Consider the following 22,279-nt stretch of genomic DNA (forward strand, 5'->3'; position numbering starts at 1 on the left):
AAGACAATTTTAAATATTTGTCTTCAGAGTTTTAATGATAGAACAGGTTTCTTTTTGCCTTTATAAAAAAATAGAGTCCATTAAAATTTTTTTGTAATGCAAGAAGGAATTTGTACAAATATATAGAATATATTATGTAGTAAGATGAGTGTACAAGTAAAGGAGATGTCCATTATGGAAGGATATATGACCGCTGTTGTTAAACAACATCCCAAAGAAGGTGCAGATATAATAAAAAAAGAAATACCAAAAATAGGACCTGATGAGGTACTAATAAAAGTCAAAGCCACATCTATTTGCGGCACAGACGTTCACATTTACGTTTGGAATGAATGGGCAAAAAGCCGGATAAAACCGCCTAAGATAATGGGACATGAATTTGTAGGAGAAGTTGTAGAAATAGGAGAAAATGTAACATCTGTAAAAGTTGGAGATTTAGTAAGTGCGGAGACTCACATAGTATGCGGAAAATGCAAAGCTTGCAGAACTGGAAATGCTCACATATGTGAAAATACGCTTATACTTGGTGTTGACACAGACGGTGCTTTTGCAGAATACATTAAAGTCCCTGAAAGCAATGTATGGCTAAACGATAAAGACATACCTTTAGAACTTCTCTCCATACAAGAACCCCTTGGAAACGCCGTTCACACAGTATTTTCTGGAGAGGTAGTAGGAAAAACTGTCGCTGTAGTAGGGTGCGGCCCTATAGGCATGATGGCAATACCACTTCTTAAGACAACAGGTGCTTCAGCTATATTTGCAATAGAACCTGTCGAATACAGAATGGAACTTGCTCATAAATTAGGTGCAACACGAGTTATAAACCCACTTGAAGAAGACGTTGTCAATATAATAAAAAGTGAAACAGAAGGCTACGGTGCAGATGTAGTATTGGATTTCTCTGGAAGTCCCACTGCAATACGACAAGGACTTAAATATATAGCAAAAGGCGGAAGAATGTCTATTTTGGGTCTTCCTGACAACGAAGTTCCTATAGACATAACAAATGACGTCGTTTTTAAAGGCATAACAATAAACGGCATCACAGGAAGGCGAATGTACGATACCTGGTACAAAGTAAAGGGTTTATTGCGCTCTGGCCTTAAAGAAGCATTAAAACCAATAATTACTCATACCTTCCCTCTTTCTGAATATGAAAAGGGCATGGAACTAATGATAAAAGGCCAATGTGGCAAAGTTGTGTTATATCCATAAACAAAAGGAGGTAAAAAAGATGCCACTTACAAGATTAAATGAAATTTTACAAAAAGAACTCGATGAGTTAAAGACTGAAGGTCGTGCTAAAGGAAAAGAACTTATCATAGTCGATGTAAAAAAACCAGAGGGTGAAAAAGGTCCACGTTTCTTTTTAAAAGGCTTTGGAGACAAAGAATTTATAAGGATGAACTCTAACTCTTACCTCGGAATGCAATTTAATGAGGAAGTAATAAAAGTAGAAGAGGAGACTGCAAGAAAGTTTGGCATTGGACCTGGAGCAGTGAGGTTTATAAGCGGAACCTATATAACACATAGAGACCTTGAGAAAAAGCTTGCTCAATTCCACGGCAGAGAAGATGCAATGATTTTTAGCTCCGCCTATATGACTGTAGTAGGTATCATCTCCTCTTTAGTGACTCCTGAAACAGTAATAATAAGTGATGAACTAAATCACAACTGTATTATAAACGCTATAAGACTTTCAAGACCCAAAGAAAGATATATTTATAAACACCTAGACTATAAAGATTTAGAAAATGGAATAAAGAGTTTTATTGGTAAAGCTAAACGCGCCATTGTAGTCACTGACGGTGTATTCAGTATGAGAGGAGATTACGCAGATTTAAAGAAAATTCAGGAGATTGCAGACAGATATGACAAAGATTTTGAAGAAAACATAATAACTATAGTTGACGATTCTCACGGTGTTGGCGCTTTTGGCCCAACTGGAAGAGGCACAGAAGAAATAACAGGTGGAAAAGCTGACCTTCTCATCGGTACTATGGGAAAGGCATATGGTGTAAATGGAGGTTATGTAGTATCAAACGAGGTTATAACAACTTACTTGCGAGAAAAAACTATAACTTATATTTACTCAAATCCAGTAACACCATCAGAAGCTGCTTGTGTTTTAAAAGTACTTGAAATACTCGATTGCAAAGAAGGTCAAAAAAGACTTTCACACCTCAAAGAATTAGCAAAACTTTTTAGAGAAGGAATTATAAAATTAGGATATGAAACTGTAGTAAGCGAGCATCCAATAGTACCACTTTTAGTTAGAGATGCAACAAAAACAATAGATTTAGTAAATTACCTCATAGATAACGGTATTCTTGCAACAGCCATAAACTATCCAGTGGTACCAAGAGGTAGTGAAAGTATCCGGTTTCAAATTAACGCTGACCACACAACTTTTGATATAAATTATGTACTGAATGTATTGGAACGTTACAGAAAAGAAAGGTGGAGCTAAAATAGTTAAATTTTATCTTCTCTTTGCTTTTTAAAAGGTCTCTTAAAGGGTCTTTTTGTTGTAAACAAATAATATTTTGTAGACAAATAATATTTTGTATGCTATAATTGTAGAGAAAAAGTGAAAAAACCCTTTAATTTAGCCCAGCGAGGCTAAAAAGGAGGAAAATAAAATATCTATATTTGCATCCTCCTTTAGAGGGTTTTTTTGTAAACAAAAAACTCAAAGGAGGTTTTTTTATGTCAAACAAAATATACGGAATCGAAGAAACTCCCCCTATAAAACAAGCAATTCCACTATCTTTTCAGCACGTATTTGCCATGTTTGGTGCAACAATTTTAGTACCTCTTTTAACAGGTCTTGACCCAGCTGTTACCCTCTTCACATCAGGGCTTGGAACTTTAATATTCCACTTGATGACAAAAGGAAAAGTACCTGCGTATCTAGGTTCTTCCTTCGCCTTTATAGCACCTATAATAGCTGCAACTAAGCAATTTGGTGTAAGAGGTGCTTTTACTGGTATGATAGCAGCAGGCCTTGTATATATAGTGGTATTCATAATCATAAGCTTGACAGGCATCGATTGGTTAGAGAAATTGCTTCCCCCCGTTGTAGTAGGCCCTGTAGTTATGATAATAGGCCTAAGCCTTGCTCCTGTAGCAATAGCTCAAGCGCAAAAAGATTTAGCTACAGCTCTGTTTACAGCGGCATTAATAATCATATTCAGCATGTTTGGCAAAGGATTTATAAAAGTCATACCCATACTTTTAGGAACAATTGGCGGATATATATTCGCGATAACAAGAGGCCTTGTAGACTTCGGACCTGTTACAAAAGCCTCATGGATTGCAATTCCCAAATTCTCCTTCTTAACAGGACATACTCCGGAACTGGCATGGGGTGCTGTCTCTTTGGTTGCGCCGCTGGCCTTAGTCGCTATAATTGAAGACTTAGGGCACGTCCTCGTAATAGGAAATATCGTTGAAAAAGATTTAATAAAAGACCCTGGATTTCATAGAGTAATGCTAGGTAATGGTCTTGCAACATCAATTGCGGCACTTTTTGGCGGACCACCCAGCACAACTTATGGTGAAAACATTGGAGTCCTTGCAATAACAAGAGTCTATAGCTCAAAAGTTATTCAAGGTGCAGCTATAATAGCAATACTTTTAAGCTTTATACAAAAAATAGGCGCTTTGATAGAAGTAATTCCGCAACCTGTTATGGGCGGAGTGACAATAATACTCTTTGGAATGATTGCGGCAGCAGGTATGAGAACACTTGTTGAAAATAAAGTAGATTTTTCTGACAGCAGAAATCTCATAATAGCTTCTGTAATACTGACTTTGGGTGTAGGCGGTATAAAAATAGCCTTCGGAAACTTCGTCTTTGAAGGCATAGGTCCTGCCACCTTAGCAGGAATACTTCTAAACCTTGTCTTGCCCAAAATCAACTTAGCAAAAGCAAAAAAGACAGAAAAAACTTCAACCTCAAAAGAAGCCGTTCACGAAGCATAAAAAAGATGGGACTTCCCCCCTCTTTTTTATGCTTTTTTGTTTTGCCACAGCTCTTACAAGAAATACAAAAAAGAGCCCATACACTTATGTACAGGCTCTTTTTTTAATTATCTATAATCTCCCAAAAGTCTTATATAGTCCTCTAAACTTCCATCCTCTAAACATGTTTCAATAATCTTCCTACCAAGAGGGTCAAGTTCAGGTACTAAGAATTGCTTTAATTCTCTTTTGAAGAATTCATTTAACATCTCAGCACCTTTGTCATATCCATCATCCCCTACTTCGGGCTGCTTGTTGACTTGCAGCAATTCGCGAGGAATAAAACTTCCGTTTATTTTTAATGTATTTAAAGCATAACCGAGGAGACTGCTTCTCGCTGGTGTAACTTGATCTGGTCTAAATCTTACACTTCCTCTTCTTGCAAGATATTCACGAGCTATCCATTCGGGCATAAATCCTACTTTCCACACTCCTATATATTGATTTGGAACGAGAATGTAACGAGTACCCGGTGTATTTATAATCTGCTGCAATAAAAGATTAGCGTGAATTACTCTTTTACCCGTTGCAAAAGGCCAATAAGAACCTACACCTTCGCTTTCGAGTCCACTTGTTCCTACTATACTTGGATTAGCGTGGCCTCTCGGTGCAACTAATCTCCACAGCCAAGCAAGAGCAGGAGGCAACAAGTGTAGCATGCCTATTATACCGTAGGAAGGCTTTTCTTTTGAAGAAGGAGGAGTCCTCACACCAAAACTCCTCACATCCACTTCTACAGCTTCATCAACTACATTTGGCATAAACCTTCTTGGCATAATTACACGAGGATTGGGACAAGGTTTGCCAGGTGCATCCATAATATGTTCCCATATAAGACAAGTGGATTTAGGCACTCCGTCTATGTTTAAAAAGATTAAAGGCTCTTTAGGATAGATACATAACTTTTCAAAATGAGGGTCTGTTCCATATTCATTCATATGATCTACACGTATAAACCAACCTTTTTCTGCATCTTTTATCACTAATTTTTTACCTTGTTGCAAATCCGGATGGCATAATGCCATATCATCAGTTACAGGTTGTAATTCACAAGCTTCTTTAAGGTCTACGTATATTTCGTCACCTGTCACTAAATTGCGCCCTACTTTTATGCGCCCATCAGGCTCCCTGTGAATTTGCTCCAGCATTTCACTCTTTCCGCCACCGCTGGCACCCTCATGCATAATAGTCAATATATTGTCATAAGGAGTAATTATTCTCACTGCAGAAGCATGAGCAGTAATCCACCCTTCTTTTTCTCCCATTGTTAAGAGTATCCCATATATTCCTTTTTTTGCACTTGGCCCAGGATACAAGTTATACGAAAAAAGTTCATGGAGATTTTCTAATCGGTTGTGCACAACTACTTGCTTTCCATTAAAATGAGTATGCCTAAAGGGAGGGGCTAAATATACTATTGCTTTCGGAGTAAAACCTTCCGGTATTTCCTTTTTAGATATAAATCCTTGAATATCTGCAAGAGCCGTAGCGAAAAAACCAGCATTTTCAGGTGCCAAGAGAAGCGATGGATAACCGTACTCATCTCCACCAGACATAAAAGGCATGACAATTAAATTTTGCTTTTTCAGCCATTCAAAAGTTTTCTGCCTTAATTCGTCAAAATCATATCCATACCTATCCACAAACCTAGGTTTATCTGTCTCCCCATTATCAGCAACTACAAGACAATCTGGCTCTCTCCTTCTCATATAAGGCTCAGGGTAATTAACTGCTAACCCATTTTTACACCTTGCCACAGTCGCTTCTAATACTTTCCCTTTTTCTGGAACATCATAAAAAATTTCAAAAAAGTCATTATTCCCTCCAACAGAAATTTCAAGAAGATGTTGTCTACTTTCCGGAATAGTTATTTTAGGACATCTTTTTAATATTTCCTCTACTTCTTCTGGTAGTCTCATTTTATTTATAATTTCCTTTGTTTCCTTATCAATAATGAGAGAAAAGTCCAACTTATACCACCTCACAATAATAAGTATAAGAATATTATACAAAAAAATTTTTAGCTTTGCAATTTGAATAATAAAATTTGCAAAATAAATTTTAGCATGTTCCTCTATTCCAAACTTTTCATTTATAATATCGTTGTTTTGTAGGTATGCCTTTTGTAATCTTTTACATTGATGAAATTTTTAAATTGCCTTCTTGCAATTTTTATTAGTAATAGGTGCTAAAAATAAAAGCACCCATATAGAGTGCTTTTTTGTAATAAAGTTTTTTCATTATTTGTCCAAACCTTGTCTCTCCAAACCTTTTAATTTCAATATATAATTCATTTCAAAAACTGCTGCTTCTATTAGTTTATCGATTTCTTCGTCTGTTAACTTATTGCCAACCACTTTTTTTAATAAGTTAAAAACTTCCGCTTTTTTATCAGGTCCTTTACCTGGCCCTATTTGCTGTTCTATTGCTTGCACAAAAGTTTTTGCTATTTCATAGTATCTCTTCATTTTTTCCATACCAATTTTGGTATTTAAATAATCAATCAAATACCCAAGCGCAACCATTATAACGAGTTGAACACCAGCTGTCAAAATTGTCATGACCAAATCCCTCATTTATCTCCCTCCCAATATTTTTAATATTGCAGAAGCAAATTCTCCCCAAGTGACATAACTTTTAGGGTCATAATGTTTATCTATAATTCCTTTCATCTGTAATTTTTCAATATCATCTGTTTGCTTATAATTTACACTTTTTAAGAATTTAATTGTGCCATTTGCAATCCCTTGTGCGAAAGCAACCGGCTTTTGTAAAAGCAAATCTAAATTTTGTGGATTTGACATAAAAGCTGTTTCAACTAGTATCGCAGGCATTACAGTATGCTTCAGTACATAAAAATTTTCATATTTTACTCCTCTATTTGTTGTTTTTAACATTTCTACTATTTCATTTTGTACATATTGGGCTAAATTTCGTCCTGCTAAACTTCTGGGATACGCGTAAGTTTCCGTACCATTTGCAGAAGGATCTGTAAAGCTATTGCAATGAATAGAAATAAAATAATCTGCTTTGCTCTTATTGGCAATATCACACCTTTGCTGTAAGTCTACTGTTTCATCTTTATCTCTTGTCATTATTACACTGATATTTTCCTTCACTAAAATATCCCTTAGTTTTAAAGCTATATTTAGATTTATATCTTTTTTTCTTTATAATCACCCACAACAGCACCAGGATCCTTTCCTCCATGGCCGGGATCAACAGCTATTAGCATATTAATCACCACCATCAAAATAATTTTTCCAACTTTTCTTTTATCATATAATATGCAGAAAAAAATAACAAGTTTATAAAAATTATCTTCTATCTCTTTCTAAATCAAAAATAACTTTTAAATCTCTTTTACAAATAGATTTCAGTTTGTTGACAAAGTTAAAAAATATTTAAAGGAGAAATTTTACATCGTCGCTCCGATGTTCCAAAGCGACAAAACTAAAGCTCGACCTTCGGGCTCCGGCAGGGTACCTACGTCAGGTGGCATCCATGCCTTAAGGTGCCCGCCTTCGCCATCCATGGCTTCGGCCCTGCCTCCACCCTCGGTCTTGCTAAGTTTTGTTACCGCTTTGTAACAAGTCGCTCCTTATGCAAAATATCTCCTTTACGAAAGTTTGTCTACAGTCTGAAATCTCTTTTACAAATAGCTTTTTTATTTTCTTTTAATAAAAATGACCCATTTCACAAAAATTATCGTCTATATAAAAAAACGGTAAAATATGATATAATATAAAATAGCTCTTGGCAGAGTAGGTGTCTCGCGTGAAGTGCCGGAGGATGGGACGTTGCCTTCATTCTGGCAATTAGTCATAGTCATTGGAATAGGCTAGCTTATATCTTCTGTAATACTTGTACCTTATTTTATCCAATTGCTTTTCCATTTGTCCGTGAAAGTTACATTACCTCCTCGAATTATTACTCAAATTATTTAAGTTCCTCTATATGCCTTTTTTACGCAAATAATTTTGGAAAAACTACGTATAGTTTTTAACTTTAAAACCGAAGAAAAAGGAAAAAAGTAATACAATATAATTGGATATAAAGGAGGCACAATATATTATGGAAAGTGAAGAATTTCTTGACTTTGCACCAATTAAATTTGTTGGCATTGATGACAAAGAAGAGCAAAATCGTATAATAGATGTTCTCATGTCCGTTGTTGATCCAGAAATCGGTATAGATATTATAAACCTTGGGCTTGTTTATGAAATTCACAAAGAAGATAATAAATTATACATTATAATGACACTAACAGCATTAGGTTGCCCACTTGCTGATGTGTTGTCAAATGAGGTAAAAAACGAAGTACTTTCAATTGGAGATTATAGTGAGGTAGAAGTAAAAATTGTATATTCACCTCCATGGGATCATGATCGTCTATCTTCATTTGCTAGAATGGAACTCGGATTATAAAAAGGCGGTTTAAAACCGTCTTTTTATATAGCTCAAAAAAACAATAATTAAAAATTTAAAAAAGAATTGAATACTATCAATTCGAGTTATAAGTATTTTATATGGTATTGACCTATCTGAAACGAAGGATTATCTCGATGTAGAAAAATTATCAAAATTGATTAAGAATACATGGACAAAGGAAGAAAATTTTTCACAAGCCGATATAATTAGAAAGTTAGAAGAAATCGCACTATTTATATTTAAAGATGAAAGATTAAAAGATCTGAAAATACCTGGTGATATACTTATAGGGATAAATTTTGAAGATGATGCAGAAGTGGAGAAAAAAATTGATAAATTAATATCATCTATGATTGATGACCAAATTTTAATAGAAAATTATCTTTTGGAAATTTCTTATGCGTTACAAAATTACGAATTTACTGAGAGGGAAATAAAAAATCTATTTCATTTGATAGGATTAGCTATATCAGATGAATACAAATCTCTCTTAAGAGTTATTGTAGTAAAGTGTTTTGCAGCTATAAGAAAAATTTTCAAGTAAAAATTTAATAAAGAACGAAGAAGGAGATTGCGTAGTGGTTGTCGAAATATAACATAGAGTTTCTTCCTTTGTGGGTTTTGGGTTTCGGTAATTCCTACCTTCGACACTAAAGGGAGGGAAGCCTTCTTTTTCTCAAATCTTTTTGTATCAAGTATTATAAGGTTTGATAACCCCCTAAATTAGGGGTTCATCTGATATAACTTGGTACGGGGGGAGAGGTGAATGAAAGAAAATTTTTATGGAGTTTATGAAGAAGTGTGGCATCAATGGAACGACTTTCAAAACACCATGACTATCTCAAAACAAATCGTTAGGTCGGAAATACTTAAATCTTGGGAAAGGAGCAAAATTGCAGGCGTCGATCCGTACCAGGAACAAGGACAAGAAATTATCGAGGGTGCCGCTTTAAAAGAAGTCAGAGAAAAACAAGAAGAACTAATTCAAGCTGCTAGGCCGATTATGGAAAAGCTTTTATCGCTGTCTGGTGACTATGGTTTCCTTGCAGTTTTAGTAGGAGAGGACGGTTATATATTAGAGACATTAGGGAACCACCAGGAAACTATAGACCTAGCTCGAAGAACCAATTTCATTCCCGGCGCATGCTGGCGAGAAGATAAAGTTGGCACTAACGGTATAGGAACTGCAATGGTTATAGGGCAAGCCCTTGATGTAACTGGGGCTGAACACTTCTCTCGTGGACTTCACTCTTGGACATGTACTGGTTCTCCAATTTTTAGTCCGGAAGGAAAACCTATTGGAGTTATTGATCTTTCGGGACCTTGGTACCGAGAAAATAAACTGGCATTAGCTACTATAGTATCTTCTGCAATTGCGATTGAAAACAATTTGAAGCAGAGTAAAGCCTTTAAAGAAACTTTACCTTACAGACAACTCTCAGAATACTTCTTAGAAAACAACAGTGATCCCTTATTAGTGATGGATAATACAGGAAGATTAATCAAGGTTAATTATGCATCTGAGAAAGTTTTGGGATGGAAAAAAGAAGATTTAATAGGACGAAGAGCTGATGAAATATTTGACAATTCGCAGGAAATCCTATTCCTCATAAAAGCGCGGCAGAGTATAAAAAACAAGGAAATATTAGTGCAAAGTAGAAAAGGTATCTTGCGGTGTAGCGCAGATGTTTCACCTATAAGTGGTTATTACAATGAAAATGTAGCGGCTCTAATAGCTCTAAAAATGCATGAAGGTAGTCAATTTTATATAAGCTCTCCTCCAGCCTTAAAAGGATTCGAAGTAATATTGGGAAATCATCCCTGTTTGCGTGAAAGTATACGATTAGCCCAAATTGCAGCAAATAGCGATGCACCAGTCCTTATTTTAGGAGAGACAGGGACAGGGAAAGACCTTTTTGCAAGAGCCATTCATGAGGCTAGCGGTAGGAAAGGACCTTTTGTGGCGATAAATGGTGGTGCTTTGCCGCGAGAATTAATTGGAAGTGAGCTTTTCGGCTATGTAGGCGGAGCTTTTACCGGTGCACGACCAGAGGGCAAGCCAGGTAAATTTGAACAAGCACAAGGAGGTACTTTATTTTTAGACGAGATAGGCGATATGCCTATGGATATACAGGTTTACCTTTTACGAGTGTTAGAAGAAAAAAAGGTAGTTCGAATAGGCGGACATAAGGAGATACCGTTAGATGTTCGAATTATTGCTGCGACCAATTCGGATTTAACAAAGTTAGTAAGAGAGAAAAAATTTCGAGAGGATTTGTATTATCGCCTGAGAGTTCTCACTATTCATTTATGCCCGTTACGAGAACGCAAAAGTGATATACCTCTTCTTTTTCAACATTTTGTCAATAAATTTTCGCAAAAATTAGGCAAAAATATTACCAATATTGATCCATCAATTTGGCCTTTATTAAGTAATTACGACTGGCCAGGAAACATTAGGGAATTACGAAATGTGGCAGAATGGGCAGTGAATATAGCAGAGGGTAGTACAATTTCTGTTAATCATTTGCCACCTTACTTGTCTGGCTCTCAAACTATCCGCGAGAACAGCAGTACTTTTTCTTCTACCTCTCTTATTGAACTGGAAAAACAGGAGATTAGTCGACTTCTCGAACATTATGGTGGTAATATAACCAAAGTTGCTGAAGCCTTAGGCATAGCACGGAACACTTTGTATAGGAAGCTTTATAAATATGGACTAAAGACTCGTTATGGTGTTCCAAAATCTAACGTTACAAAAAGAGACATAAGTTACAAAGAAGCAGATTAAGATTTCATAATTTCTTGTAAAAATCAAGAGATGAGTAAACCAGCACTCAATAATGGGTGCTGGCATATTTTTTGCAAGAATATATTTAATGCAAAATCTAAAAGGGGGGGATGTAACAAAAGAAATTAAAATATATTCACCTTCTTTGAAATTATAAAGCAGGGTAGTATATTGTAAAAAATTGAAAAATTGTAAATAGATAGGAGTGAAAAGGTATGAACATTCCCAAAGAAACTCTTATGCGTATGTACCTTGAGATGGTTACAATTCGATTATATGAGGAAACCATGGCTGAAGCCTATCAGGAAGGGAAATACCCAGTATTCAACATTGCATCAGGCCCAGTCCCTGGTGAGATGCATTTAGCTGCAGGACAGGAGCCTGTAGCTGTAGGGGTATGCATGCACCTTAATAAGGAGGATGCTGTAGTCGGTACTCACCGGCCTCACCACTTTGCTATTGCAAAAGGAGTAGATCTCAAACGCATGACAGCAGAAATATTTGGCAAAGTTACCGGTTTAGGCCGCGGCAAAGGTGGTCACATGCACCTCTTTGACCCTGATGTACACTTCAGCTGTAGCGGCATCGTCGGTGCTAGCATTCCCCAAGCAGTAGGAGCAGCCCTAACTTTCAAAATGCGCAAGGAAAAACGTGTAGCTGTGGCCTTTTTTGGTGACGGTGCTGCAAATCAGGGTGCTTTTCATGAAGGGCTTAACTTAGCTGCAATTTGGAAGCTACCTGTGGTGTTTGTATGCGAGGACAATAGTTGGGCAATTTCTGTACCAAAACAAAAGTCCACAGCTATTAGTCGAAATGCTGACCGTGCAGTTGCATATGGTATACCCGGAATATACGTGGGAGAAAACGATGTCTTAGCTGTCTACGAGGCTGCTGGCAAGGCAGTAGAGCGAGCACGCCAGGGAGAGGGTCCAACTCTTATTGAAGTTAAAACAGATCGTTTCTTTGGGCATTTCCAGGGTGACCCAGAAGTCTATAGACCCAAGGACGAAGTTCCACGTCTAAAGCAAAATGATCCAATTAAGCGGTTCAGGAAATACCTTATTGAAAATGGTATAGCCAAAGAAGCTGAAATTAAACAATTAGACGATGAAGCACGGAAGCATGTTGAGGATGCTTTCTTGTTTGCTCGGGAGTCACCCTACCCAGCACCGGAAGAAGCTCTACTTCACGTGTTTGTAGAATAGTGAGTTACGCGTTTAGTGGTGAATAGTATGTAAAGGAGGAGAAAATTATGTCTGCGAAAACCACGCGAAAGCTTACTATGGCAAAAGCAATTGCTGAGGCCATTAGTTTGGAGATGGAAAGGGATCCGAGAGTTTTTGTCATGGGTGAGGACGTAGGTGTATATGGAGGTATATTCAGTGCCACAGCTGGGCTATATGAAAAATTTGGGCCAGAAAGAGTTATCGATACACCCATTTCCGAAACAGGTTTTATAGGTGCTGCTTTAGCAGCTGCTATGGAAGGTATGCGTCCTATAGTAGAATTAATGTTTGTAGACTTCTTTGGCGTGTGTATGGATCAAATTTATAATCACATTGCCAAAAACACTTACTTTTCAGGGGGAAATATTCGGATACCTTTGGTGCTCATGACTGCGGTTGGTGGTGGTTACAACGATGCAGGGCAGCATTCACAGTGTCTTTGGGGGACTTTCGCTCATCTGCCTGGTCTCAAAGTAGTTGTACCTTCTACTCCCTATGACGCCAAAGGTCTGATGATTTCAGCCATACGGGATGACAATCCTGTTCTATACATGTTCCACAAGGGGTTACTTGGTCTGGGTTGGATGACCCTTATTAAGGACAGCACTGGCCCTGTCCCTGAGGAGCCTTATACGATCCCGTTTGGTAAAGCAGAGGTAAAACGTGAAGGAAAAGATGTTTCGATAATCAGCGTGGCTATGGGCGTCTATCAAGCATTAGAGGCAGCTAAAGAACTGGAAAAAGAAGGTATAAGTGTTGAGGTTCTGGACCTCAGGACATTGGTGCCATTAGACCGCGAAGCCATAATAAATACTGTAAAAAAGACCCGTAGAGTATTGGTAGTGGATGAAGACTACTTGAGCTATGGTATGAGCGGAGAAGTTGCTGCAACTGTAGTTGAGCATGCTTTTGACTACTTAGAAGCGCCTGTCAAACGGTTAGCAGTTCCAGACGTGCCTATCCCATATTCTCGTCCTTTGGAACAGTTTGTATTACCTTTAAGTTCTAAAATTGTGAATGCAGTTAAGGAATTGCTCAGGTCATAATAATGAAATTTCAAAGCAGGAGGACTGATATCTTATGCCATACGAATTTCGCATGCCTAACGTAGCATCAAATGGAATAGAAGGGTTTGTGGTGAATTGGTTCAAGGATGAAGGACAGCCAGTACAAGCAGACGAATTGCTGCTGGAAGTACAATTTGAAAAAGTAGTTGTTGAAATCCAGGCTCCAGTAAGCGGCATACTTACAAAAATCCTATGCCCCCAAGGCCATGTAGTTAAGGTTGGGCAGCCGCTCTGCTTGATCGAAGAAGAGGCCACGGAGGTGGCTGGAGGTAGTGAATCTGCGACGCCTCCAGTCTATGCGCCAGAGGAAACGACCCACATCCACGGCGAGACAGAGCAGAGATCCCAGAGTACTCCAGTGGATACCCAGGATCCCGGTAACAGGACAGGAGATGTAAGAGCTACCCCTGCAGCCCGTAAGCTTGCCCGTGAATTGGGAATTTCTCTGGAGGCAGTACCGGGAACCGGCCCGAGCGGTCGTATTACTGAGGAGGATGTTAAGAAATTTGCTCAACGTTCGGAAAAGACAGATTTAAAAGCAAAAAGGGTACCCCTCACTCCTACTCAACGTTTAGTTGGTGCGAGGATGTTACAAAGCCTGCGAGAAACTGCACAGTTTACATTAGGGCGGGAGATAGATGTAAGCGCGTTAATCAAAGTCCGCATGGAGCTTAGACAAAAAGGTTCACCTGCCAACATGACGGATCTTATACATAAAGCAGTGGTTCGGGCGATTTTAGAAAATCCTGAAATGCAGGCTATTATTGATGGAGACGATATGATACTGCCTGCAGAAGTTCACTTGGGATTTGCTGTTGCCCGTGGCGATGAACTTTTAGTGCCCGTAATCAAAAATGCTCATAGACTCAATCTTAATGAAATGGCTGTTGAGAGACGCCGGCTTACTGATGCAGTTCTGCAAGGTATTATAAAGCCAGAAGAGCTACAAGGAGGTACCTTTACGATTACAAATCTGGGTACTTATGGTATTGATTTCTTTACCCCTGTGCTATATCCAAAGCAATCTGCAATTCTCGGTATTGGAAGAATAGTGGAACGACCAGTTCTTGAGAATGGAAACGTCCGCTCCGCACAATTTATGACTCTTAGTCTTACTGTAGATCACCAGGTAATAAACGGCGCACCTGCTGCGAGATTCTTAACTCGGCTGGCGGAACTTCTTTCTCAACCTGAAGCGCTCTTGGAGTCGTAATAGCAAAAGGGCAATGCATGTGCGCTGCCCTTTTAGAATACACGAAAAAAAGAAAAGAGGAGTGGTTTCAATAAGGTGCATTAAGTGGTACCTGGATTTATGTCAATATAGCAGACACAAAAACTCGAAATTTTTATACTAAGTTTTTAATTATATCTTCATATTTCTGGTCAATGTTGCTGCCATCAGGGCAATTTATAAATTCATTTATTTAAATTAAAGAGAATTTATAAATATTGTCTCTGTGCAAGAGCCCCAGCCTTTTGTAAAAATAAAAAGCTGGGGCTCTTATACGATAATTTAGGGAGTCATTTGACCTTTTTCATTAAACAACCTTATTGATTATTTTTATTAAACGCTCCTCAATTTCTTTAGCAATGTCTTTAATTTCTACATTATCGCTATCCATATGTGAGAATAATTGAGCTAATTTTAAAACACCTACTTTTGTTTCTTTTGTATCTTCTATAATTACAATTTTACATGGTAGAAAGTAGCTTGCCATTGAGTCAATTGCGATAATTTTTGCAGCGGCATTAGGATTACAAACTTCTAAAATTGTTACACTGTGATTATAAGGCAGCCCTTTTTCAGCGAGTTTTTTGTGCAATTCAAATTCCCATAACACACCAAAGTTTTCCTCTTTAAGTTCTTTTTTTAAGTCCTCAATCAACTCTTTTGTTTTTTATAGGTAGTTAACGTGAAGTCAAACATAGTTTTTTCTCCTCTCATTTATCTTTTTTTCTTTGATGAAAAATTTGTGTGTACTCTTAGTATAAGATTATTTTAAATTAAAAATTTGAAGAAAATGTGAAGGAAAATTTACTAAGAGATTATTTTATAGACATTAGAACTCCTTAGATACTTGCGGATAAAAAAGCGTGAAATAAATCCCATCTAACAGGCGGTCGGCTTTGGATATTTGTGGGTATTATAGGGTTATTGGATTCAATTTTTAGCGGCATGTGGAAATTCATTTTTTTGATTGTTCCACAATTACTAAATCAAACAATTCTTTTCTACTTTTTACTTTCAATATTAGAATGCTCTTTCTGTCTTTTCTTTCTCCCATAGCTCTTTTATTGAGGCTACTTATAGCCTCTTCCTTATCCTCCTTCTATGTCAAATTTACAGCTTTTTACGCAATTTCTTCCTGCGCCTTTTGCTTCATACAACATGTTGTCTACTCGAATAAGAACTGTGTCAATGGTATCAGTGTCCCTATATTCAGTTACTCCAAAGCTTGCTGTTACATCCCCTATTCCTTGCAGTTCTATCCTACTTATCTGTTTTCTAAGCTCTTCAGCCAGATCAACTGCATTATTCAAAGAAGTTTCAGGCAGGAGGATTATAAATTCTTCTCCTCCCCAGCGCGCAAAACAATCTGTCTTGCGTATCCTTTCTTTTACTGTATCGGCAACACTTTTAAGAACCATATCTCCTGCAGCATGCCCAAAACGGTCATTTACCTTTTTGAAATGATCTAAGTCAAACATAATATAAGGGAAAAGAGCTTTTTATTTCGTTTTACTCGCTCTATTTCCTGCTCCAGCATCTGCATGAAAAAACGCCTGTTATATATATTTGTAAGGGGATCGGTAATAGATTGGTGATAAAGTAATTCCTCCAATCTTTTGCGCTCGCTTATGTCGCGAATTATGCCTATTGCATGCCATGCATCTTTAATTTTTACAGCAGAAAGTGAAAGTTCTACATCAATTTCATAGCCGTTTTTATGTCTTGCTTTTAGCTCGATTGTTTTCCCTACAGTATTCCCCTTGCCGGTCAAGCGGAATCTTTTAAATGCTTTTCTATATACTTCGTACAGTCGTTCATCTTGAATCATAAGTGCGTGTAATTCTTTTCCTATTATTTCTTCTCTTGAATATCCAAGTATACGCTCCGCTGCAGGGTTCCAAAAAGTTACGTTCCCTTTGTCGTCAATCATAATAATGGCATCTCCTGCAGACTCCATTATAGTGCTTAAAATCTCATTCCTTTCCTTCAGTTCTTTTTCCATTGTTCTACGCTCCGTTATATCAATCACAAGTGCTGCATATACTTTTTCTTTCCCAAATTCTATAAGTTCCAAGTGAACTTCTACTGGATAAAGAGAACCATCTTTCCGGCGGTGTACTGTGTTAAAGATAATTTGCTTCTGTTCTCCTTTAGAAAGAGGGGCAAGAAGTTCTTTAAAGCTTTGCAATGTAAACTCCGGTTTTAAGTCAACAGGAGTCATTTCTTTGAACTCTTCTTCAGTATATCCTAAATTTTTCTTCGCACCCCCGTTTACTGCAATGAATTTTAGTGTCTGTGGATGGAATATGTAAATTTCATTGAGTGAGTCTTCAAAAAGATTTTTATAAAATTCAAGCTCTCTCTTTGCTTTCCATTGTTCAGTAATGTCAAAGATAATCAGATGCATCAGTGTTTTTCCTTGATAATCTACAGGGGATGAATATACTTCTACTAATCTCTCTTCACCGTTAGCTAACCGTTGGAAGCAAATGCAGGGATTACAACCCTTCTTTAAAGCTTCCGAACACTTTTGACCACCATCTATGGTAGAAACGCCAACAACAGCTTCTATGTCCATCTGCAGCATAGTTTCTTTGGAATAACCGTAGAAATGACAGGCAGCTTTGTTAGCATCAATAATGCGTCCTGATTCTGGTTCGATAAGTAGCATCACTACATCATGGCTTTCAAACATACTGTGGAACAACTCTTCTCTCTTTTTTATCTGTATTTTAGCCTCATAAAGCTTAAAAGCCATTTCTATTTGAGATATGAGTACATACTCATCTACACCCTTAAGAACATACCCATAAGCTGAAACTGACTTTATTTTTTCCATTATTTCTTTACTGGCATTAGCAGTTAGAAATAAAATTGGTATATCTTTATGGTGTTGAATTATTCTTGCTGTATCTATTCCGTCGATTGTTCCTCTAAGTTCTATGTCCATAAGAATTAAATCTGGACTTTGAACACTATTTACTACTTTTTTAACAGTCTCTTCTCCTGATGTGATTATCTCTGTTTTGTATCCGTATTTATTTAGAATGTCTGCTGCTATTTGTGCATTAAGTTTGCTGTCCTCTACAATAAGGATTTTCTTTGGAAAAGCAGCGTTCATCAGTTAGTACCCCCAATTAATGCGAAGTAGATGGAGATTATAAAACCCTTTATGTATTTTCGAAAAATTACTCAAGAGTTTTATTTTCCGAAATATTATTATACTTTTTTCCCTCAAAAAACACAATAAAAATTTTCCGTTCAAGTGCAAATTTTGCGTAAAATTTTCCTCATTTATAATTGTGTATTCCCATTAAAAAAATTTGTAAAGTTGCTATTGATGTGAAATGCATTAAAGTTGTAAAGTTTAAAATCAAAATAGTAGATAAATCTTTCAATAAATAAAGCATTTGAACGAATTTTAGAGTAAAAACTTTTGACAATATCCTACTTGGAGAAGGAAAGCACAATATGACGAAGGGAAAAGTATTGAAAGACAAAACACCTGTATTGAGTATAGTTAGATATTTATTTCCCGTATTTTATAAAGGCAGCATGTTTGAGCGCACAGGAAGATAATACAGTAAAAATCAAAGTATATAAAAACAACAATTGGATGTGGCATAATATAGAATTTAAAACGAAAAGTCTTGAGCATAGAGATATGAAAGGCTTTAAAGAAATAAATCCTAGTTTAGTAAATAGTGATAAATATTACCAAATCTTTCTACAAAAATTATTTATTTTTTGGGAAAGGATTAAATATACAATTAGTGAAAGAGGATAAATAATTTTTCTGAATTTTTTTTTTTTTTTTTTTTTTTTTAAAATTTTTAAGAAGGAATTATGCTTTTTTTGTCGAATATAGTACTTTAACAGATAATAATGTAAAAAACAAAACAGTTAACTATTTATATTGTATATCTTTGCTTTTGTAAGTAAGTTATAACTTGAAAACAACTAAAAAAATTTATATTGTCTTTTTCTCAAAAAAAAAACGAAAATAATCATCCAAATTACATTAGATGATAAATCCCGGCCCGATGACCAAGAACTGCATATAAGGCTGACTTAAAGCAGACGAGTTTGTCAAACAAAACAAAGTCCAATATTGCCTGTACCCCATGCAATTTGTTTTTTAAATATTTATCAAGATAATAAGGGCGAGAAGAGTTCTTGCATTTATGGATATCACATTCCCTACGAGCTTTGATTTTTCAAGAGTTTTACCACAATAAGGACAACGGAAGATAGCAATTTTAGAATAATAGTTTTGAAGTTAATAGATATAGTCGCTTTGAGCTTACAATGAGGCAGAATATATATTTGAATATAGAATATCCATTAATATCCATTGGGGCGCCTAACATGCGGGGGTGTTTTTATGAAAATAGAATTAAGTGATATTTTGAAGAAAATGGGGGTTATTGTAGAAATTTCGGATGATGAAATGATTGTAACCTTAAAAAAACCCTTTTTTCTCCTTGGGGTGATGTAGATATTCATGAATTTTTAAATACACTGGAAGGCGAACTTCGTAAGAACGGAATTATAGTAAGTGTAGATAAAAGTGCGTTAATTAACGTATATACCCAAAATAAAAAAGAAGCAGTAATAGCAAGAGGAATACCATATAAAAGTGGCAGGGATGGTTATCTGGAATTTATTATAAATATCAATAAACCGAGAATTCTTTATACCGAAACATTCTCTGAAGAAGATATATTTAAGATGGCAAGTATACCCTTTGCAAGAAAAGGTGATGTTATCGGAAAACTACATAAACCCATAAAAGGTGAAAATGGAATTAGCGTAAGAGGTAGAATTATACATGCACCGCCTGTAAGAGATGTTGAAGTAAAAATTCTCAGCGATTCCATAGTTTTTAAAGAAGATGAAGATAAGATAGTTGCGATAGCTGACATAAGGCCGGTTATACATAAAAAAGACGAAAATGATAAAGTTGTATATTTATTTAATTCTATTCCCATGTTAATTTACGAAGGAAGTATCACGAAGAATTCAAGGCCTGTAACATTCGATGGTGATGTTATAATAAACGGAAATGTCGAAAAAGGTAATCAAATAATTGTTTCAGGAAATGTTCAGATACTTGGTTCAGTTTACGAATCAGTAGTTCAGGGAGGGCAAAATATTATTATCCATGGCGGAATTGTTGATAGCCAGTTACATGCCGGTTTTTTACCAGGAAACATTTTTGATAAAATAGAACTTCACGCCGTAAATCTTATTGTTGAGAAATTATCGGCAATTTTTGTCCATATTAAAGAACTACCAACGGTTATGAATAATTCCAGACATTTAAGCGAGAAAATCAAATTAATCGAAACCTTAAAAGAAGAGTTAAAAACATCATCAAGAGAAATAAGTATGATACGCAGTTCAAATGTACTTCAAAACCTTCTGGAGCATTTAAAAAGTCTCGTTAAAACGCTCAACAACATTTTGGATTACGATATTATTGGTCTTATAAAACATTTGAATTCATTAAAAGAAATTTATGAAAAAATCCTCTTCATATCAAGGATTTTAGCCGAGGAACATGAAAACAAGGGGCGTATACTTGCAAAATGGGTTCATGACAGCAAAATTTATGCTATGAAGGACGTAATTATAACCTCAGAAGCAGGTTGTTATAACACAAAAATTTCTACAAATGGTTCAGTTTCCATTAATGGTAAGGTTAAAATGAGCACGATCGAATTTGACAAAAATATCTTTGTAAAAGAAGCCGGATCGCACGGCGTCGGTAGTTACGTATTATTAAAGGGAAGTAAAAATTCAATAGTAAAAATCCTTTACGGCTATGAAGGAGTCGAATTATACTTTGATAAAATAGGCTACAAATTAAAAAATGGTAAAAAAATAAAATTATATTTAGACAAAGATGAAAAAGTCGTTGAAGACATTATTTAATTTGTTTCAGTTGGCTTTTGAAAAATTCACCGTGGGGAATGGGAGCCTTTCCCATGAATCTGTTTGATTTTGAAGAATATATCATTTCTGTCCGGCATATCTTCGATACCGCCGACCGAATATGAAAGGATGATTTATGTGTTGAAGAAAAAGGAACTTAGAGATAAGAAGTATTATTATGATTATTTGACCCACCTTCCAAACAGATATTTTTTATATGAGTATTATAGCTCTAGCAATTGCCAATTTGTTGTTGCTCTCCTTGATTTTAATAATTTCACATACATTAACGATTCCTATGGGCATCATTTTGGGGATAAAGTGTTAGTTGAAATAAGCAAGATGCTGATTGAAATAGTAAAAGAAAAGGGAAAGATTTTCAGGCTTGGGGGTGATGAGTTCGTTGTTCTTTTTCACTGTAATTTGGATGAAGCAATAAGCGTTATAGAAAATGTTATAGAAAAGTTTAATTATGTTTTCAAAGTTGAGGAAAGAGATATCTTAACAACAGTGAGCGCAGGCATTTATGTATCAAAAGTAGGCGAACATATGGATGATATTATAAGAAAAGCAGATGCTGCAATGTTTGAAGCTAAAAAATTGGGCAAATCAAAATATGTCATTTTTGACAAAACTATAGAGGACAAGATAATCGAAAAAGCTGAAATGATGGTAGATATCAAGAAAGCGATGTTAAACAACGAGTTTTACCTTTTATTTCAGCCTATTTATGATTTGAGAGAGAATAGGATAAGGGAAGTTGAAGCCCTTGCAAGGTGGAGGAACGACAAATATGGCGACATCTCTCCTTCTCGATTCGTTCCAGTGCTTGAGGAGACTGGTCTTATCAAAGAATTTGGTATTTTTATTATTGAAGATGTTTTTAAACAAATAAAAGATTGGCGGAATAAGGGTATCGAGCTTAAGGTTAACATCAATGTTTCTCCCCTTCAGCTTAGGGACGATGAGTTTTTCTTTAAATTTGATGAGCTTATTAGTAAATACAATATACCATCAAATCTCATCGGCATAGAATTTACTGAAACTCAAATATTAGACATTAAAGAGCAAAAGGTAAATAAAATAGACGAATTTTTAAGAAGGGGAATAAAGATTTCGCTAGATGATTTTGGAGTTGGATATTCTTCCTTAATAAACATGATAGAGTTTCCTATAAGCACTATTAAGATGGACAAAAGCCTTATTGACAGGATTGACGAAAACAAAGTAAAAACATTAATTAAGGGAATTTTGTATATCTCAAAGGAAATGAACTATGAAGTCGTAGCGGAAGGGGTAGAAACAGGGGAACAGCTTAGTATGCTAAAGGAATGGGGTTGTGACAAAATACAAGGTTATTATATATCGAGACCTAAAACTTCAGAGGAGATAGAACTGATGTTCAGAACGTGAACGTAAAAGGAAGTAAAAACATACTGAAAAATGTAAAAATAACAACTTTACTTTTTATTCTAATAGGAATAGTTGCCATTTCTTTTGGAATAATTTCATTTTTTGTTATAAATAACATGAAGATTTTAAGAAGCTATGAATAATTTGTATAATT

The 22,279-nt window shown here is 36.0% G+C and carries 15 protein-coding genes and 2 pseudogenes; 12 read left to right on the forward strand and 5 right to left on the reverse strand.

Going from position 1 to position 22,279, the window contains the following annotated elements:
* Window positions 1-174: 174 nt before the first annotated feature.
* From tdh to THEWI_RS11750, 3 genes are all read left to right on the forward strand, one after another.
* On the forward strand, window positions 175-1,218 hold the full coding sequence (tdh, locus tag THEWI_RS11740) for an L-threonine 3-dehydrogenase (protein WP_004400992.1): 1,044 nt from the start codon (window positions 175-177) through the stop codon (window positions 1,216-1,218).
* A 19-nt stretch (window positions 1,219-1,237) separates the two neighbouring features.
* Complete coding sequence (locus THEWI_RS11745) at window positions 1,238-2,473, forward strand: aminotransferase class I/II-fold pyridoxal phosphate-dependent enzyme (RefSeq protein WP_014063525.1); 1,236 nt, start codon at window positions 1,238-1,240, stop codon at window positions 2,471-2,473.
* 239 nt (window positions 2,474-2,712) lie between these two features.
* A complete protein-coding gene (locus tag THEWI_RS11750) occupies window positions 2,713-3,990 on the forward strand; it encodes a solute carrier family 23 protein (protein WP_014063526.1) in 1,278 nt (425 codons plus the stop codon).
* 107 nt (window positions 3,991-4,097) lie between these two features.
* On the opposite strand, the gene THEWI_RS11755 is transcribed toward THEWI_RS11750, so the two are convergent.
* The 3 genes and pseudogenes from THEWI_RS11755 to THEWI_RS11765 all read right to left on the reverse strand — a co-directional run bounded on the left by THEWI_RS11755 (window position 4,098) and on the right by THEWI_RS11765 (window position 7,264).
* Entirely contained in the window at window positions 4,098-5,999 is a 1,902-nt protein-coding gene (locus THEWI_RS11755) for a DUF4914 family protein (RefSeq protein ID WP_014063527.1), read from the reverse strand.
* Window positions 6,000-6,269: 270 nt separating this feature from the next.
* Window positions 6,270-6,605, reverse strand: a complete 336-nt coding sequence (locus THEWI_RS11760; protein WP_003870991.1) for a phage holin — start codon at window positions 6,603-6,605, stop codon at window positions 6,270-6,272.
* Window positions 6,606-7,264, reverse strand: a pseudogene (locus THEWI_RS11765) (N-acetylmuramoyl-L-alanine amidase family protein).
* Between the two features lie 839 nt (window positions 7,265-8,103).
* On the opposite strand from THEWI_RS11765, the gene THEWI_RS11770 reads away from it, so the two are divergent.
* The 6 genes from THEWI_RS11770 to THEWI_RS11795 all read left to right on the forward strand — a co-directional run bounded on the left by THEWI_RS11770 (window position 8,104) and on the right by THEWI_RS11795 (window position 14,757).
* Window positions 8,104-8,457, forward strand: coding sequence for a metal-sulfur cluster assembly factor (locus THEWI_RS11770; RefSeq protein ID WP_004401004.1), 354 nt, complete (start codon window positions 8,104-8,106; stop codon window positions 8,455-8,457).
* A 157-nt stretch (window positions 8,458-8,614) separates the two neighbouring features.
* Complete coding sequence (locus THEWI_RS11775; protein WP_244262231.1) at window positions 8,615-9,004, forward strand: SecC motif-containing protein; 390 nt, start codon at window positions 8,615-8,617, stop codon at window positions 9,002-9,004.
* 222 nt (window positions 9,005-9,226) lie between these two features.
* Complete coding sequence (locus tag THEWI_RS11780; RefSeq protein WP_014063529.1) at window positions 9,227-11,251, forward strand: sigma-54-dependent Fis family transcriptional regulator; 2,025 nt, start codon at window positions 9,227-9,229, stop codon at window positions 11,249-11,251.
* A gap of 215 nt (window positions 11,252-11,466) precedes the next feature.
* Complete coding sequence (locus tag THEWI_RS11785; protein WP_014063530.1) at window positions 11,467-12,456, forward strand: thiamine pyrophosphate-dependent dehydrogenase E1 component subunit alpha; 990 nt, start codon at window positions 11,467-11,469, stop codon at window positions 12,454-12,456.
* 47 nt (window positions 12,457-12,503) lie between these two features.
* Complete coding sequence (locus tag THEWI_RS11790; RefSeq protein ID WP_014063531.1) at window positions 12,504-13,523, forward strand: alpha-ketoacid dehydrogenase subunit beta; 1,020 nt, start codon at window positions 12,504-12,506, stop codon at window positions 13,521-13,523.
* Window positions 13,524-13,557: 34 nt separating this feature from the next.
* Window positions 13,558-14,757 (forward strand): dihydrolipoamide acetyltransferase family protein, encoded by a 1,200-nt coding sequence (locus tag THEWI_RS11795; protein ID WP_014063532.1) that lies wholly within the window; start codon window positions 13,558-13,560, stop codon window positions 14,755-14,757.
* 325 nt (window positions 14,758-15,082) lie between these two features.
* Here the strand turns inward: THEWI_RS11795 and THEWI_RS11800 are convergent, their stop codons facing one another.
* Together THEWI_RS11800 and THEWI_RS11805 are read right to left on the reverse strand one after the other, a co-directional pair.
* The gene (locus THEWI_RS11800; RefSeq protein WP_244262232.1) at window positions 15,083-15,385 is read right to left on the reverse strand and encodes a DUF302 domain-containing protein; all 303 of its coding nucleotides are present in this window, start codon (window positions 15,383-15,385) and stop codon (window positions 15,083-15,085) included.
* Between the two features lie 478 nt (window positions 15,386-15,863).
* Window positions 15,864-17,896 (reverse strand): annotated as a pseudogene (locus THEWI_RS11805) (GGDEF domain-containing response regulator).
* 1,400 nt (window positions 17,897-19,296) lie between these two features.
* Between THEWI_RS11805 and THEWI_RS11815 the strand changes: the two are divergent.
* The 3 genes from THEWI_RS11815 to THEWI_RS14385 all read left to right on the forward strand — a co-directional run bounded on the left by THEWI_RS11815 (window position 19,297) and on the right by THEWI_RS14385 (window position 22,268).
* Complete coding sequence (locus THEWI_RS11815) at window positions 19,297-20,712, forward strand: FapA family protein (protein WP_244262369.1); 1,416 nt, start codon at window positions 19,297-19,299, stop codon at window positions 20,710-20,712.
* 129 nt (window positions 20,713-20,841) lie between these two features.
* Complete coding sequence (locus THEWI_RS11820; protein WP_244262233.1) at window positions 20,842-22,125, forward strand: putative bifunctional diguanylate cyclase/phosphodiesterase; 1,284 nt, start codon at window positions 20,842-20,844, stop codon at window positions 22,123-22,125.
* Window positions 22,122-22,268, forward strand: coding sequence for a hypothetical protein (locus tag THEWI_RS14385; RefSeq protein WP_003870412.1), 147 nt, complete (start codon window positions 22,122-22,124; stop codon window positions 22,266-22,268). Before THEWI_RS11820 ends, THEWI_RS14385 begins: the two co-directional genes overlap by 4 nt.
* Window positions 22,269-22,279 lie beyond the last annotated feature (11 nt).

Source organism: Thermoanaerobacter wiegelii Rt8.B1, assembly GCF_000147695.2.
Classification (GTDB): Bacteria; Bacillota; Thermoanaerobacteria; order Thermoanaerobacterales; family Thermoanaerobacteraceae; genus Thermoanaerobacter; species Thermoanaerobacter ethanolicus.

Excerpts from the sequence above, each read along its gene's own strand:
- THEWI_RS11790 (WP_014063531.1), top strand. The coding sequence starts at position 12,504 with ATGTCTGCGAAAACCACGCGAAAGCTTACTATGGCAAAAGCAATTGCT.
- THEWI_RS11750 (WP_014063526.1), top strand. The coding sequence starts at position 2,713 with ATGTCAAACAAAATATACGGAATCGAAGAAACTCCCCCTATAAAACAA.
- THEWI_RS11760 (WP_003870991.1), bottom strand. The coding sequence starts at position 6,605 with ATGAGGGATTTGGTCATGACAATTTTGACAGCTGGTGTTCAACTCGTT.
- THEWI_RS11820 (WP_244262233.1), top strand. The coding sequence starts at position 20,842 with ATGATTTATGTGTTGAAGAAAAAGGAACTTAGAGATAAGAAGTATTAT.
- THEWI_RS11770 (WP_004401004.1), top strand. The coding sequence starts at position 8,104 with ATGGAAAGTGAAGAATTTCTTGACTTTGCACCAATTAAATTTGTTGGC.
- THEWI_RS11780 (WP_014063529.1), top strand. The coding sequence starts at position 9,227 with ATGAAAGAAAATTTTTATGGAGTTTATGAAGAAGTGTGGCATCAATGG.
- THEWI_RS11795 (WP_014063532.1), top strand. The coding sequence starts at position 13,558 with ATGCCATACGAATTTCGCATGCCTAACGTAGCATCAAATGGAATAGAA.
- tdh (WP_004400992.1), top strand. The coding sequence starts at position 175 with ATGGAAGGATATATGACCGCTGTTGTTAAACAACATCCCAAAGAAGGT.
- THEWI_RS11785 (WP_014063530.1), top strand. The coding sequence starts at position 11,467 with ATGAACATTCCCAAAGAAACTCTTATGCGTATGTACCTTGAGATGGTT.
- THEWI_RS11745 (WP_014063525.1), top strand. The coding sequence starts at position 1,238 with ATGCCACTTACAAGATTAAATGAAATTTTACAAAAAGAACTCGATGAG.